Source organism: Nibrella saemangeumensis (assembly GCF_039541915.1).
In the GTDB taxonomy this organism is placed as follows: Bacteria; Bacteroidota; Bacteroidia; order Cytophagales; family Spirosomataceae; genus Nibrella; species Nibrella saemangeumensis.
Genome location: NZ_BAABHD010000014.1, coordinates 20,133 through 34,609 on the forward strand (window position 1 = coordinate 20,133; position 14,477 = coordinate 34,609).

The 14,477-nt window shown below is 54.7% G+C and carries 10 protein-coding genes; 5 read left to right on the forward strand and 5 right to left on the reverse strand.

Annotation, left to right across the window (positions count from 1 at the left end; genetic code table 11):
• Positions 1-56: 56 nt before the first annotated feature.
• Positions 57-365 (reverse strand): GNAT family N-acetyltransferase, encoded by a 309-nt coding sequence (locus tag ABD949_RS06305; RefSeq protein WP_345241692.1) that lies wholly within the window; start codon positions 363-365, stop codon positions 57-59.
• Positions 366-470: 105 nt separating this feature from the next.
• Between ABD949_RS06305 and ABD949_RS06310 the strand changes: the two genes are divergently transcribed.
• From ABD949_RS06310 to ABD949_RS06325, 4 genes are all read left to right on the forward strand, one after another.
• Positions 471-956 (forward strand): (2Fe-2S)-binding protein, encoded by a 486-nt coding sequence (locus tag ABD949_RS06310; RefSeq protein WP_345241694.1) that lies wholly within the window; start codon positions 471-473, stop codon positions 954-956.
• Between the two features lie 3 nt (positions 957-959).
• Entirely contained in the window at positions 960-3,155 is a 2,196-nt protein-coding gene (locus ABD949_RS06315; protein WP_345241696.1) for a xanthine dehydrogenase family protein molybdopterin-binding subunit, read from the forward strand.
• A 5-nt stretch (positions 3,156-3,160) separates the two neighbouring features.
• On the forward strand, positions 3,161-3,877 hold the full coding sequence (locus ABD949_RS06320; RefSeq protein WP_345241698.1) for a membrane or secreted protein: 717 nt from the start codon (positions 3,161-3,163) through the stop codon (positions 3,875-3,877).
• Between the two features lie 175 nt (positions 3,878-4,052).
• Positions 4,053-4,604, forward strand: coding sequence for a CHRD domain-containing protein (locus ABD949_RS06325; RefSeq protein WP_345241700.1), 552 nt, complete (start codon positions 4,053-4,055; stop codon positions 4,602-4,604).
• A gap of 70 nt (positions 4,605-4,674) precedes the next feature.
• Here the strand turns inward: ABD949_RS06325 and ABD949_RS06330 are convergent, their stop codons facing one another.
• The 3 genes from ABD949_RS06330 to ABD949_RS06340 all read right to left on the reverse strand — a co-directional run bounded on the left by ABD949_RS06330 (position 4,675) and on the right by ABD949_RS06340 (position 9,329).
• Positions 4,675-7,353: an MGH1-like glycoside hydrolase domain-containing protein gene (locus ABD949_RS06330; RefSeq protein WP_345241702.1), complete on the reverse strand. Its 2,679-nt coding sequence runs from the start codon at positions 7,351-7,353 to the stop codon at positions 4,675-4,677.
• Positions 7,354-7,508: 155 nt separating this feature from the next.
• Complete coding sequence (locus ABD949_RS06335) at positions 7,509-8,792, reverse strand: acetyl-CoA hydrolase/transferase family protein (RefSeq protein WP_345241704.1); 1,284 nt, start codon at positions 8,790-8,792, stop codon at positions 7,509-7,511.
• Positions 8,793-8,912: 120 nt separating this feature from the next.
• Entirely contained in the window at positions 8,913-9,329 is a 417-nt protein-coding gene (locus ABD949_RS06340; RefSeq protein WP_345241706.1) for a DUF2267 domain-containing protein, read from the reverse strand.
• 218 nt (positions 9,330-9,547) lie between these two features.
• On the opposite strand from ABD949_RS06340, the gene ABD949_RS06345 reads away from it, so the two are divergent.
• A complete protein-coding gene (locus ABD949_RS06345) occupies positions 9,548-10,840 on the forward strand; it encodes an alpha/beta hydrolase family protein (protein ID WP_345241708.1) in 1,293 nt (430 codons plus the stop codon).
• 68 nt (positions 10,841-10,908) lie between these two features.
• On the opposite strand, the gene ABD949_RS06350 is transcribed toward ABD949_RS06345, so the two are convergent.
• On the reverse strand, positions 10,909-14,274 hold the full coding sequence (locus ABD949_RS06350; RefSeq protein ID WP_425576733.1) for a methylmalonyl-CoA mutase family protein: 3,366 nt from the start codon (positions 14,272-14,274) through the stop codon (positions 10,909-10,911).
• Positions 14,275-14,477: the final 203 nt, after the last annotated feature.

Genomic DNA, 14,477 nt, shown 5'->3' on the forward strand with positions numbered 1-14,477 from the left:
CAAATTATATGTACTGGATTAGGTCGCTGAAAATCTGATTTACTGGGAAATACGGGTCAGAATTTATCTTTGTAAGCCGGATGAACAACGTCGACGTAATCCCGGTGCCGTTTTAAATACGTGCTCACAAACGGGCAAAGCGGAATAACCTGCAGGTTGTGCTGGCGAACATACTCAAGGGTTTCTTTTACCAGCCGGCTGCCAATACCCTGGCCCTCCAGTTCCAGCGCTACTTCTGTATGCGTCAGCACCAGCGTGTTGTCATCGTAAGGCTGATACTCTACAACCGATAATTTACCGTCGGTGAGCATTTCAAACCGGTTTTCGGCGGTGTTATTTTGAACGGTGGCGTTATCCAGGTTCATACGTACGTAATTTACAAGTTGAACCGGTGAATTAATGAAAATGTTTGCGCTTGATAAAATCTCGCAAAATCCCAATCTTTACCCATTTCTAACCAACATTTCTGTATGGCCTCTATTTCGTTGACCGTCAACGGCAAAAAACATACCCTTGATACCGATCCCCAGATGCCCCTCTTGTGGGCCGTCCGGGACGTTATCGGGCTGAAGGGTACCAAGTTTGGTTGTGGCATGGCTCAGTGCGGAGCCTGCACCGTTCACCTCGATGGGCGGCCAATTCGTTCGTGTGTAACACCGGTATCGGCCGTCGCCAATAAGAAGATTACGACTATCGAAGGCATTGGTACCGAAGCAAATCTACACCCGGTTCAGAAAGCGTGGATTGACGAGCAGGTACCGCAATGCGGCTACTGCCAGTCGGGCCAGATCATGGCCGCGGTAGCCCTGCTGAAAGACAAGCCCAACCCCACTGACGCTGACATTGATACGGCCATGCGTGGGCATATTTGCCGCTGCGGTACCTACAGCCGCATCCGTAAAGCCATTCACACGGCCGCTACCATGACCAAAGAAACCGCTTCTACCGGAAAATAAGCTATGAATTCAACTCCCCCCATAGATCGCCGTTCGTTCCTGAAAGCCGCCGGGCTTACCGGGACGGGCCTGTTTCTGGGCTTTTCGGCGAGTGCCAACGGTACACCGGCCCTGACCAACCTGAGCCACGATCCCAAAGCTGTTCTGTCGTTTGAACTGCACCCATTTATCGTGATTGATAATGCAGGCACGATCACCCTCATTAACCACCGTCCCGATATGGGGCAGGGCTCCTGGCAGGCTGTTCCGACCCTGATTGCCGAAGAACTGGAGGTTGGCCTGGATCAGATACAGATTAAGCAGTCGGACGGGCTGCGCAAGTACGGCGACCAGTTATCGGGCGGCAGCAGCACCGTCCGGACCGGCTGGAAGCGACTGCGCGAAGCTGGCGCGGCTGCCCGTGAGATGTTCCGGCAGGCAGCCGCTACCCGCTGGAATGTACCACTGGCTGAGTGTTATGCGGAGAAAGGGACTATCAAACACAAACCGTCGGGTAAAGCGTTGGCGTACGGCGAGTTGGTCGATGAGGCCGCTAAGCTGCCGGTACCCAAAGATTTGAAGTTAAAGGCAAAAAAAGAGTTTAAGCTGATCGGTAAAAGGGCTCCCCGGCCTGATATTCCGCAGAAGGTAACCGGACAGGCGGTGTTCGGGATGGATATAGAAGTGCCCGGTATGCTCTACGCCAGTATGGAGCGTCCGCCGGTCATTCACGGCAAGATTGTTTCGATTGACGATAGTCAGGCGAAAAAGATCCCGGGCGTAAAAGCGGTCATCAAAGCCGAACGCCCGATGCCGCACCGCACCTCCGAAGCCGTAGCCGTGGTAGCCACCAGCTACTGGGCAGCCCTGCAGGGCCGCCGGGCCCTGAAGATCCAGTGGGATAATGCCGGCTACGACCAAACCATGACTACGGCGCGGTATTACAATGAACTGCGGGGAAAAGCCAGCCAGCCAGTAGCTCCCTACAACACTATAGGTGACTTTAAGGCTGCTTACGAAGCGGCTCCCAAAAAACTGGAGGGCTTTTACGAGACCCCATTTATGGCCCATGCACCTATGGAGCCCGAAGTGGCCGTTGCGCACGTAAAAGACGACGGCACCTGCGAAATCTGGGCACCGGTGCAGGGCCCTGATGCCGCCATTCAGCAGGTAGCCGGCTACCTGAAAATTCCGAACGAGAACGTGAAAGTAAACGTACCCTTCCTGGGCGGAGCATTTGGCCGTAAGGCGTACCTGGATTTTGTGCTGGAAGCCGTCAGTGTCTCCAGGCAGGTAAAAGCTCCGGTCAAGCTGGTCTGGACGCGGGAAGACGACATCACGCAGGGACCGTACCGGCCGGGTATGCTCAGTGCCATGCGTGGGGCCGTCGATGCGCAGGGGGATCTGGTGGCGTTTGAGCATAAATTGATTGGTGAGTCCATTCAGCGGCAGGTGTTCAAATCGCCCCTCGGCGAGAAGGCCGACGACTGGGCCGGCGAAAGCATCAATCAGGAAGAAAGCCCGTACGCCTTTCCTAACGCCAACATCGGCTGGCGCACCGTAGAAACCGATATTCCCATTGTCTGGTGGCGGTCGGTGTACCCGTCGAACAGCTCATTCGGACACGAGTCGTTTATAGACGAACTGGCGCATGCGGCTGGTAAAGACCCGCTGGCGTTCCGGTTAGCCTTATTAGAGAAGAAAGAAGGCGACGTAGCGAAGCGGTTCGTCCATGTATTAAAGACCCTCCGGGAGAAAGCCCGCTGGGATCAGCCATTAGCGGCCGGTGCCGGTAAAGGTGTGGCGGTGGCCCGTTCCTTTGGCAGTATTTGTGCCCACGCCTTTTTTGTGTCAAAGAAAGGCAATGGCGTAGCGATCGACCGCGTGGTATCGGTGCTCGACTGCGGGATGTATGTAAACCCGGACAATGTGCGGGCCCAGACAGAAGGGAACATCGTATACGGACTAACGGCAGCGATCAAAAACGGCATCACCTTTACCAATGGCCGGGCTGATCAGACCAACTTCCACAACTTCCCGGTGTTGCGCCTGGACGAAATGCCGCCGATCATTGATATTCATATCATTGAAAACGAAGAAGCACCCGGTGGTGTAGGCGAACCTGGCTTACCGCCCGTAGCCCCGGCGCTCTGCAACGCTATTTTCTCCGCTACGGGTAAACGGATTCGTAAATTACCTTTTGACCTAAACGCTGTGTAACCAATATGATGAGAAAAAGCCTGATTATTTTGATGGTTGTAACCGCCGGCTGGCTGATAGCCGCCCGGCAGGGAACACCGACCATAGCGGGTGCCTGGCGCGAGACGAACGCGGTTGGCGGACCCGCTACCATGCTGATTGCTTCTGACGGTTACCTGATGCAGACGGATTACCGCCCAAATGAATTTGTGAGCACCAGGGGCGGAGCCGTTCAGCAAAACGGTAAAGTAATGAATCTGCTGGTGGAGTTTGATACGAAAGACAGCACCCGCATTGGCGGTTCGGAAAGCTACGAACTGGCGTTCTCCGGCAACAAAATGACGCTATTGGGTCGCGGTGGCCGCCGAACCTTTGAGCGGGTTGATCAGCCATCCACTCAAACGCCCCTGGCCGGCCTGTGGCGGATTACCGGCCGGGCTGGCGACGATGGTCAGGTAACGACTATGCAGCGTGGCCCACGCAAAACGCTGAAACTCCTGACCGGCACCCGCTTCCAGTGGGCGGCTATTAACCCCCAGACGAAGTTGTTTGCCGGTACGGGGGGGGGAACCTACACGTTAAAAGATGGTAAGTACACTGAGACAATCGACTTTTTCTCCCGCGACAACAGCCGGGTTGGCAAGTCGCTGACTTTTGATGCTGAGTTAAAAGGCAACGACTGGTTGCACCGGGGGCAGAGTTCTACCGGCGGTAAAGTCAATGAAGTCTGGAGTCGGGAGTAAGTAAATTATTAAACGGTAAAAAAGGCGCAGTAACTCAGTACGGCGCCTTTTTTTATGTGGCAACCCGGAGGATGGTTTACCGTCAGGTGCTTTTTATAAAAAATTAAAACAATTCTGCGCTCTATAGTTTTTATAGGGAAGTGTTCACATTTATGTTATCCAATCTCTAAAAGTTATGAAAGCTCTCTTTTCGTTATTCGTACCAGTATTGCTTATGTCGGTTATCTTTGTTGCCTGTAATAATGATGATGATGACGATACCACACCGATTGTTACATCATCTACGTATACAGCCACCATTAATGCGGCAGGCGGAAGAAACCCCATCTCAACGACCTTAACATCGGGTACATCGACCACCGGTACATCTGGCACGGTCGTATCAAACACAGCCGCAACCGGAGTTGGTAGCTTCGTAGGGGTGGTCAATGCTTCAAACTCAATGAGCTATACCATGACTTATTCCGGCTTATCAACCCCGATCACCGGCGCTCACATCCATAGTGCAACGAGTACGTCGGCCACGGCAACGGGTCCTGAGTCAATTACCATTGTGGGTACACCTGCATCGACAACGGCCGCGAACGCCAGGGCCGGTACAGTTACTGGTACGGCAACAGTACCGGCGGCCCTGGTAACCAGCATGAACAATGGGCAGACCTACATCAGTATTAAAACAAGCAGATTCCCTGCCGGTGAAATTGGCGGCACTATCCGAAAACAATAACCGGCTTCAGGCACGTAATAAGAAAGCCCCGCAACGTTGCGGGGCTTTCTTGTTTTCGGCTATAAAGGCCTTATTTCGTTGCCGGTGAGGTCATGGCTAATCCTTCCGGCTGGAACTTATACACGTACTCAATTAAATCGGCAACGAGCCCGGTCCAGCCGGTTTGGTGGCTGGCTCCGAGGCCGCTGCCGTTGTCGCCGTGGAAGTACTCATAGAACAGGTACAGGTTCCGGAAGTGCGGGTCCTGCTGGAGCTTTTTGACGTTACCGTAGGCCGGAATATGCCCCCGGAAGTCTTTGCGGAAGATGTTGATCAGCCGGTCGGCGAGCAGGATGGCCGCTTCCTTAATGCTCATGACCTGCCCCGAATGCGTGGGGTATTCGACCTCAAAATCATCGCCGTAGTACTGGTAAAACTTCAGCAGCGAGTCGATCAGCAGGAAGTTGACCGGAAACCAGACCGGGCCGCGCCAGTTGGAGTTACCGCCGAACAGACTTGTCTCCGACTCAGCCGGCACGTACTTGACCCGGAAAACCTCGCCGTTCAGGCCGAACTCGTACGGATGCGCTTCGTGGTATTTAGACAGGGCCCGGATGCCGTAGTCAGACAGGAACTCGGTTTCGTCGAACATGCGCTTCAGCAGCATCTTCATGCGGTGACCACGCAGCAGCGACAGCAGGTGGGTAGCCCCTTTACCCGGCTCGTGCCAGCGGGAAATCAGCGAAGCCAGATCGGGCCGGTTACGCAGCACCCACTCCAGCCGCCGTTTGAAGTCAGGCAGTTTCGACAGCATATCCTCGTCCAGAATTTCCACCGCAAATAGCGGGATCAGGCCCACCATCGAGCGGATTTTGAGCAATCGGGCGTTGTTGTCGGGCGTGTGCAGTACGTCGTAATAGAACTGGTCCTCCTCGTCCCACAAACTGATATTGTGCTTACCGAGGTTGCTCATGGCTGCGGCAATGTGCAGGAAGTGCTCAAAGAACTTGCTGGCCATGTCCTGGTAGGAGGGGCGCACCAGGGAGATCTCACAGGCAATCCTGAGCATGTTCAGGGTGTACATAGCCATCCAGCCGGTACCGTCGGCCTGCTCAATGCGCCCGCCCATCGGTAGCGGCTGGCTGCGGTCAAAGACCCCAATGTTATCCAGACCAAGAAAGCCTCCGCCGAAAATGTTATTGCCGGCCACATCTTTGCGGTTAACCCACCAGGTAAAGTTGAGCAGCATTTTATGGAAGACGCGCTCCAGAAACCCGATGTCGCCGGTGCCATTCAGTTCCTTGTCAATCTCGTAAACTTTCCAGGTAGCCCAGGCGTGTACGGGCGGATTCACGTCGCTGAAATTCCATTCGTACGCCGGAATCTGGCCGTTGGGGTGCATGTAGTATTCCCGCAGAATAACCGCCAGCTGACGCTTGGCAAAATGAGGGTCCAGCCGGGCCAGCGTCAGCGTATGAAACGCCAGATCCCAGGCCGCAAACCAGGGGTATTCCCACTTGTCGGGCATCGACAGGATGTTGGCCGTGTACATATGCTTCCAGGACTCGTTCCGGGCGTATACCCTGCCCTGAAACGGTACCGGCATCTTGGGGTCACCTTTCAGCCACTCGTTTACGTTGTAGTAGTAGAACTGCTTGTTCCACAGCATACCGGCATAAGCCTGCCGCTGAATAGTCCTGAGTTCAGCATCAGTGACGTTCTTCTGGAGCGCATCGTAGAACTCATCCGCTTCCTTTTTACGCAACTCAAATATGTCATCAAAATCACCGAAGGGAGTGAGCAGCTGGGTTTTATCGCTGAATCGCAGCCGGATGGTATAGCTCTCGCCCGCCCCGATCATTTTCTCGTACCGGGCCGCAGCCTTCGTGCCGATTTCGTTGGGATTAACGTATTCCCGGCGACCGGTGATGATGTAGTTGTTGATGCCGTCTTTGGTGTACGGCGTCTGGTTGGGTCGTCCGTACAGTCGTTCGGTATTGGTTTCGTTATCGCAAAAGAGCAGCTCATCGGCTTTTTCACAGTACAGCTTAAACTTGCCCAGTTGCTTGTGATTGACCTCGATCTGACTACTGGCAATGCCATTCAGCATGGGTTTGTAGGCGTACTGCTCGTAGCCCCACGACCAGGTGTTCCGGAACCAGATGGTTGGCAGCAGCGTGAGGGGAGCCGGCTTAGCCGAGCGGTTATAAGCGATTACCTTGATCAGGAGGTCGTTTTCGTCGGCTTTGGCGTATTCAATAAAAATATCGAAGTACTCATCTTTGTCGAAAATACCCGTATCCATTATTTCAAATTCGGGATCCTGCCGGGTACGTCGCATGGTTTCTACGACGAGCCGGTTATACGGGAACTCCTGCTGCGGATACTTATAGAGCATCTTCATGTAGGAGTGCGTTGGCGTACTGTCCAGGTAATAATAGAGTTCTTTTACGTCTTCGCCATGGTTACCTTCCGGCCCGGCCAGCCCAAAGAGCCGCTCCTTCAGGATGTTATCGCGGTGGTTCCACAAGGCCAGAGCCAGGCAGATATGTCCTTTGTTGTCGGATACGCCACCGATACCCTCTTCGCCCCAGCGGTAGGCACGGGAGCGGGCCATATCGTGGTTAACATAATTCCAGGCATCACCGTAGGGACTATAGTCTTCCCGGACTGTTCCCCAGGAACGTTCCGATAGGTAAGGTCCCCACTTTTTCCAGCCTTTGTTATCGGGCCGGTCGTTTATGCGCAATTTTTCAGCAGGTGTACTCATAGGTTTACTCTTTTACTGTACGGCAGGTTTCATATTCCATACGAAGGAAGCATACTATCAAATATCGCAGCCGATGATCATTTTAGTATCATCTTCACCGGTAAAATTAATAACTTATAGTCAATAGGTTAGCTATGGTTGTGGGGCGCTTTTTCTTACAGCGTGCCGAACCGGTCGTGCGCCTGCCGTTCAAGGCTTTCCCGGTGTTCGGGGTGGGCAATGCTAATCAGCGATTTGGCTCGCTGGCGCAGGTTCTGGCCGTACAGATTGGCAATGCCGTACTCCGTAACAATGTAGTGAACGTGCGCCCGCGTGGTGGTGACGCCGGCACCTTCCTTCAGAAACGGTACAATTTTACTCTCGCCTTTCTTCGTGACAGACGGCAGCGCAATAATGGGTTTACCACCTTCCGACAGCGATGCTCCCCGCACAAAATCCATCTGCCCACCCACGCCCGAATACTGAAACGTACCGATGGTGTCGGCGCAGACCTGACCGGTCAGATCTATTTCGATGGCACTGTTCACCGCTGTTACCTTCGGGTTGCGACGAATAATGGCTGTGTCATTCGTGTAGGAGGCTTCTTTCATGGTAACAGCCGGGTTATCGTGGATGAAGTCGTATACCCTTCGGCTTCCCATCACAAAGCTGGACACGACCTTGTACGGCAGTACCCGTTTGTTTTCGCCGGTAATAACGCCCCGCTCTACCAGATCAATGACTCCGTCGGAGAACATTTCTGTATGGATACCTAGGGCTTTATGGTGGATCAGTTCGGCCAGAACGGCGTTGGGTATACCGCCAATGCCCAGTTGCAGCGTAGCGCCATCCTCGACCAGGCTGGCTACGTGCTGACCAATCTTGCGCTCCACATCCGAAATAGTACCAACCTTCACTTCGTATATTGGGTCATTTACTTCTACGGCCGCGTGAATAGCCGATACCGGAATCATCCCGTCGCCGTGCGTGCGTGGTACATTGGGGTTGATCTGGGCCACGACATATTTTGCCGATTTGATGGCGCTCAGCGATACATCTACCGACGGCCCCAGCGAGCAGTAGCCGTGTTTGTCGGGGGGCGATACCTGAATCAGCGCGACATCAATGGGTAAGATGCGCTTGCTGAACAGTAAGGGAATTTCGCTGAGAAAAATGGGCACGTAATCGGCCAGGCCCTGGTTGACCTGCTTCCGCATGTTAGAACCGATGAAGAAGGCATTGCCGCGAAAAACGCCCTGGTACTTTTCGTCGAGGTAGGGCAGTATTCCTTCGGTATGAATATGGACAATCTCAACATCTTTCAGCTCTTCCGAGCGGGCTACCATGGCGTTTATCAACGTATGGGGCGTTTGGGCGACGCTGTGAACAAATACCCGATTACCGGATTGGATACACGAAACAGCCTGCTGGGGGCTCACCAGGGGTAGAATGCTACTCATGAAAAAGAAGCAGTGTGACTAATTAGGAACGACTTTGACTCAAAGAAAGGGAACAAGTAACGATAAAACCGTGACTTACGATAACAAAGGCCGGTTTTTCTAACCGGCCTTTCAGTTTTCTTATCGAACAGGCGCATTGGGAACTCCGCTGACCCCGTGGAATAAGGGCTCATAATCAGCCGGTAATATCTTTTTAAGCTTTTCCACTTCTCCTTCCGTAATCGCCCCACCCAGCAACCTCATAAAGTCGTGCGTGTAGCGCCGGGCCGTGGCGTCGTCCAGGTGCGCTTTGTGGGCCATACGCTGATAAAATTCGGCCAGCGAAAAGCGTTGGCCCTGATCCCGGTCCTCAGGGTCAATTTCGCGGATGAGGGCAGCGACAGGCTCCGGCAACTGAGCGGCCAGGTTATCCGCAGCGTTGCCGGCCATATGCTCGGTCAGCGTGTGCAGAAACGCCCGCGCTATAGTCATAACATCCGCTTCTTTTTCCAGACCGAGCAACTGTTTTCCCTCGTGAATGAATTCGTTGTACTGCATAACTCCTAGCGATTTTGATCTGATAGGATAACTCTGGTCTACTCAACAGGTTTTATGAGCGGGAAGAAAAAGTTAGGCGGTTTAAGGTTTGGTGGTCTGATCAGGGTCTTTCCGCCCGCGCTCTGTCTGCTTACATAGCCGTTCTGCGTAAGGCCTCTGTACAGACTGGCGAAAAGGTGTAGATTAGCGCTGTTTTTCCTCTAAATCCTGCCGATTTCATGTATCGTCGCTGGCTGTCGCTGTTGCTTTTCTGCGTTTTATCCATTGGGGCAAGTATCGCCCAGTCCCAAACCGAACCGTTTGTGGTGGGGGACCCACTTCCCGACGCCCCCGAACTGGCTCCGCGTGGTGCGTATAAAGTGGGTGTCCGAACTCTGAAGCTGACCAATCCAGGCCAGGCCGACATTCTCAAAGCCAAAGACGGTAAAGCACCGGCCTATGACCGGCCGCTTACCGTGGAGGTATGGTATCCGGCCCGGATTCCGCAGGGACAGGCCGAGTTGACGCAGTACGAGCAGGTGATGGGGCTGGCTAACAATCCGCAGCGACCTGTAGTGCCGTATACGTTTGCGGGCCGGGCTTTGCGCGATGCCGGGCCGGACGTGCAGAGTGGACCCTTCCCGCTGGTTATCGTCTCGCACGGTTATCCTGGGTCGCGCTATCTGATGACATACCTGACCGAAAATCTGGCCTCCAAGGGCTACGTCGTTGTGGCAATTGACCATACCGAATCGACGTACCGCGATGTGGCCAGTTTTAGCAGTACCCTGCTGAACCGACCGCTTGACGACCTGTTCGTGCTGAACGAAATGGCCCGGCTGAGTGCTAAAGGCAGTCCTTCGTTTCTGGCTGGTTTATGCGATGCCAGCCGGACGGCGCTGATTGGCTACTCCATGGGCGGTTATGGCGTGCTGAACGTTGGAGGAGCCGGCTACAGTCCGCAGGCGGTCAGTTTGTTCAAACAACTGGCCGGTGGCAGTGATACCCTCAGGCTACGGGCCGCCGGCTCTCCTGCTCTGAAGGCTCCTGTCGATACCCGGATTAAAGCCATCATTGCCTTTGCGCCCTGGGGTATGGAACGTGGGGTATGGGATGCCGAAGGCCTTAAAGGACTTCGCCTGCCGACACTGTTTATCGCCGGGGGCAAAGATGATGTGTCTGGGTACGACAAAGGCATAAAGTTGATCTATGAGGGCGCCGTCAATGCCGACCGATACATGCTCACCTACGTGAATGCCCGGCACAACGTGGCCCCGAATGCCCCGGTTGCGGCCATACTAAAGCCCGGCCTTCCCCTGAACGAATACATGCATTATGCGGAGCCGGGCTGGAATGAGCGACGGATCAACAACATCAATCAGCATTTCGTGACGGCCTTTCTGGGCTGGCACCTGAAAGGCCAGGACAACCGGAAATACCTGGATGTTCCCGAAAAGGTGACCGACGGCGTATGGCCGGGCTTCAAGCCCAGAGCTGTTGGGCTGGAAATGCGGCACGCCAAACCGGATTAAGCAACGGTAGTGGGGTATTGGTTCACCCCACCACCGTATTGGGTGAGCGGCCGGGCTCACACCAATAGTTACATGTTCCGCCGGTACTGCCCACCTACAGCGTAGAGCGCGTTGGACAACTGCCCAAGCGAACAGACCTTGGTTGCTTCCATCAAACTCTCGAAAAGGTTGCCGTTGGCCAGCGCCGTTTCCTGCAGGTGTTTCAGCGCCATCTCCGCTTCGGTGCGGTGGCGCTCCTGAAACGCCCGGCACGACTCAACGGCGTATTGTTTTTCTTCGTCGGTGGAACGGATAACCTCTTCCGGCACAATCGTCGGTGAGCCTTTGGGGTCCAGGAAGGTATTGACGCCGATAATGGGTAACGAGCCATTGTGCTTCAGCATCTCGTAGTACATCGACTCTTCCTGAATCTTGTTCCGCTGGTACATGCGCTCCATCGCCCCCAATACCCCTCCGCGCTCGTTGAGGTTAATGAACTCCTGGTACACGGCCTGCTCGACCAGTTCGGTCAGTTCCTCGACCACAAACGAGCCCTGCAGCGGGTTTTCGTTTTTGGTCAGACCAAACTCCCGGTTAATGATGAGCTGAATGGCCATCGCCCGCCGTACCGATTCTTCGGTGGGGGTGGTAATGGCTTCATCGTAGGCATTGGTGTGCAGCGAGTTGCAGTTATCGTAGATTGCCAGTAACGCCTGGAGCGTGGTACGGATGTCGTTAAAAGCGATCTCCTGCGCGTGCAGACTCCGGCCCGACGTCTGGATATGGTACTTCAGCTTCTGCGACCGGTCATTGCCCTTGTATAAATGTTTCATCGCTTTGGCCCAGATGCGCCGGGCGACCCGGCCCATAACGGTGTATTCCGGGTCCATACCGTTCGAAAAGAAGAACGACAGGTTTGGTGCAAAGTCGTCGATGTGCATACCCCGGCTTAGGTAGTATTCCACAAACGTAAAGCCGTTGGCCAGCGTAAAGGCCAACTGCGAAATCGGATTGGCCCCCGCTTCGGCAATGTGATAGCCGGAGATGGATACGGAGTAGAAGTTGCGGACCTGGTTATGGGTGAAGTACTCCTGAATATCGCCCATCATCCGCAGCGCAAACTCGGTCGAGAAAATGCAGGTATTCTGCGCCTGATCCTCTTTCAGAATATCCGCCTGTACCGTACCCCGAACGCGTCGGAGGGTGTCGGCCTTGATTTTCTCATAAACTTCTTTGGGCAGCACCTTGTCGCCGGTCGTTCCCAGCAGCATCAGACCCAGGCCGTCGTTGCCGTCGGGGAGGGGGCCGTTGTAGGCCGGACCGGGTCGCTGGGCGATTGGATTTTGGTTGTCTGCTTCAACTTCGTTGCCCGGAATTACATTCTGGTCTACATCCCCCTGCTGGCGCAGCCAAAGTTCACACTGCTGATCGATAGCCGTGTTCAGGAAGAAGCCGAGCAGCATGGGGGCCGGGCCGTTGATGGTCATAGAGACCGAGGTAGCCGGGTCGCAGAGGTTAAAGCCGCTGTAGAGCTTCTTGGCGTCGTCGAGCGTGCAGATGCTAACGCCGGAATTGCCTACTTTGCCGAAAATGTCCGGCCGGTAATCCGGGTCTTCGCCATAGAGGGTAACCGAGTCGAAAGCGGTGGAGAGTCGCTTGGCCGGCATGCCCTTGGAAACGTAATGAAACCGGCGGTTGGTACGCTCGGGGCCGCCTTCACCGGCAAACATGCGCGTGGGGTCCTCACCCTCGCGCTTGAGCGGAAATACGCCAGCCGCGTACGGGAACTCACCCGGCACGTTTTCGGTCAGCAGCCACCGCAGAATATCGCCCCAGTCGCTGTATTTCGGCAGACTGACCTTGGGTACGCGGAGGTGAGACAGGGTTTCGGTATAGAGCGGCTGCTCAATGACTTTGTCCCGGACCTTGTACTGGTAATTGTCAGCGGTATATCGTTTTTGCATCTCCGGCCATTGTAGCAGGAGTTGCCGGCAATCGGGGTGCAACCGGCTCTCAAGGTCGTTGTAAATCGATTGCAGGTTACCCGCCAATCCGGTGTCTTTCGTTGAAGAAGCTTCCCCCTCCGTTGGCTGGGGCGCTTTTTTCAGCAGGTCGATGGTACCCTTAAGCTGGTACAGTTGCCGGGCCAGGGCCGCCTGTTCGTTCACAAAGTCGGCGTACCGGCGGCTGCTTTCCACGATCTCGGCCAGGTATCGTACCCGGTCAGCCGGAATGATACTGGGTTTGGAACTGGTTGTGGTCTGATGGATAGCGTCGGCGGGTAGTTGCAGGCGGTCGTCAATTTCGGCCAGCTTCGCTACCACGTTCGTAAATAGGGCATTCATCCCCGCATCGTTGAACTGGGCCGCAATGGTGCCGAAAATAGGCAGTTGCTCGTCGGGTATTTCCCACAACGCCGGGTTGGTAGCTCCGTTGTTCCGACGGTACTGTTTCCGTACATCCCGCAGCGCATCCAGCGAACCGCGTTTGTCGAATTTATTGATGGCAATGATGTCGGCAAAATCGAGCATGTCGATTTTCTCCAACTGCGTGGCGGCTCCGTATTCGGCCGTCATCACGTACAGGCTGACATCCGAATGTTCGGTAATCTCCGTATCCGACTGACCAATACCCGATGTCTCCACAATGATCAGGTCGAAATGCGCGGCTTTGCAGACATTAATGGCGTCCTGCACGTGGCGGCTCAGCGCCAGGTTCGACTGCCGCGTTGCCAGCGACCGCATGTATACCCGTTTGTCGTTAATCGCGTTCATCCGGATACGGTCGCCCAGCAGGGCCCCGCCCGTTTTGCGCTTCGACGGATCTACAGAAATAATAGCAAGGGTCTTTTCCGGAAAGTGCCGCAGGAACCGCAGCACCAGCTCATCCACCAGCGACGACTTACCGGCTCCGCCTGTGCCAGTAATACCCAGAACGGGCGTCTGGGCAGTTTGGTTAGCCTGCGAAGCTGGCAGGTTTGGCTGGCTGAACTGCTCCGGGTCGTTCTCGGCTACCGAAATCAGCCGGGCGATCAGGTTGGTGTCTTTGGTTACGGGAAGCTTTTTTAACTGGCCGTTCAGTGGCAGCGGCCAACCGTCCTCAAGCCGGGTCGGGAAGTCGCATTTTTCGAGCAGGTCGTTGATCATACCCTGCAGACCCATGGCGCGGCCGTCGTCGGGCGAGTAGATGCGGGTAATGCCGTAGGCGTGGAGGTCGTCAATTTCGGTCGGCAGAATGGTACCGCCACCGCCACCGAAGATCTTAATATGACCCGCTCCGCGCTCCTTTAGCAGGTCGTACATGTATTTGAAGAATTCCAGATGCCCGCCCTGGTAGCTGGTAACGGCAATCCCCTGCACATCTTCCTGAATGGCGCAGTCGACGATTTCGGACACGGAGCGATTATGCCCCAGGTGGATGACCTCGGCGCCGGATGCCTGCATGATCCGGCGCATAAGGTTGATGGCCGCATCATGCCCGTCAAACAAAGAGGCTGCCGTGACGATGCGGATTTTGTACTTGGGCTGGTATGGGGTTACTACTGTCTGAACCAAAATTATAACAGATTTAAACGATTAACCGGATGAAGTGTATTGTTCGCTGAGTATATAACAAAGCAGCACAAAGATAATCCTATTAATCCTTAAAATGCTGTAAA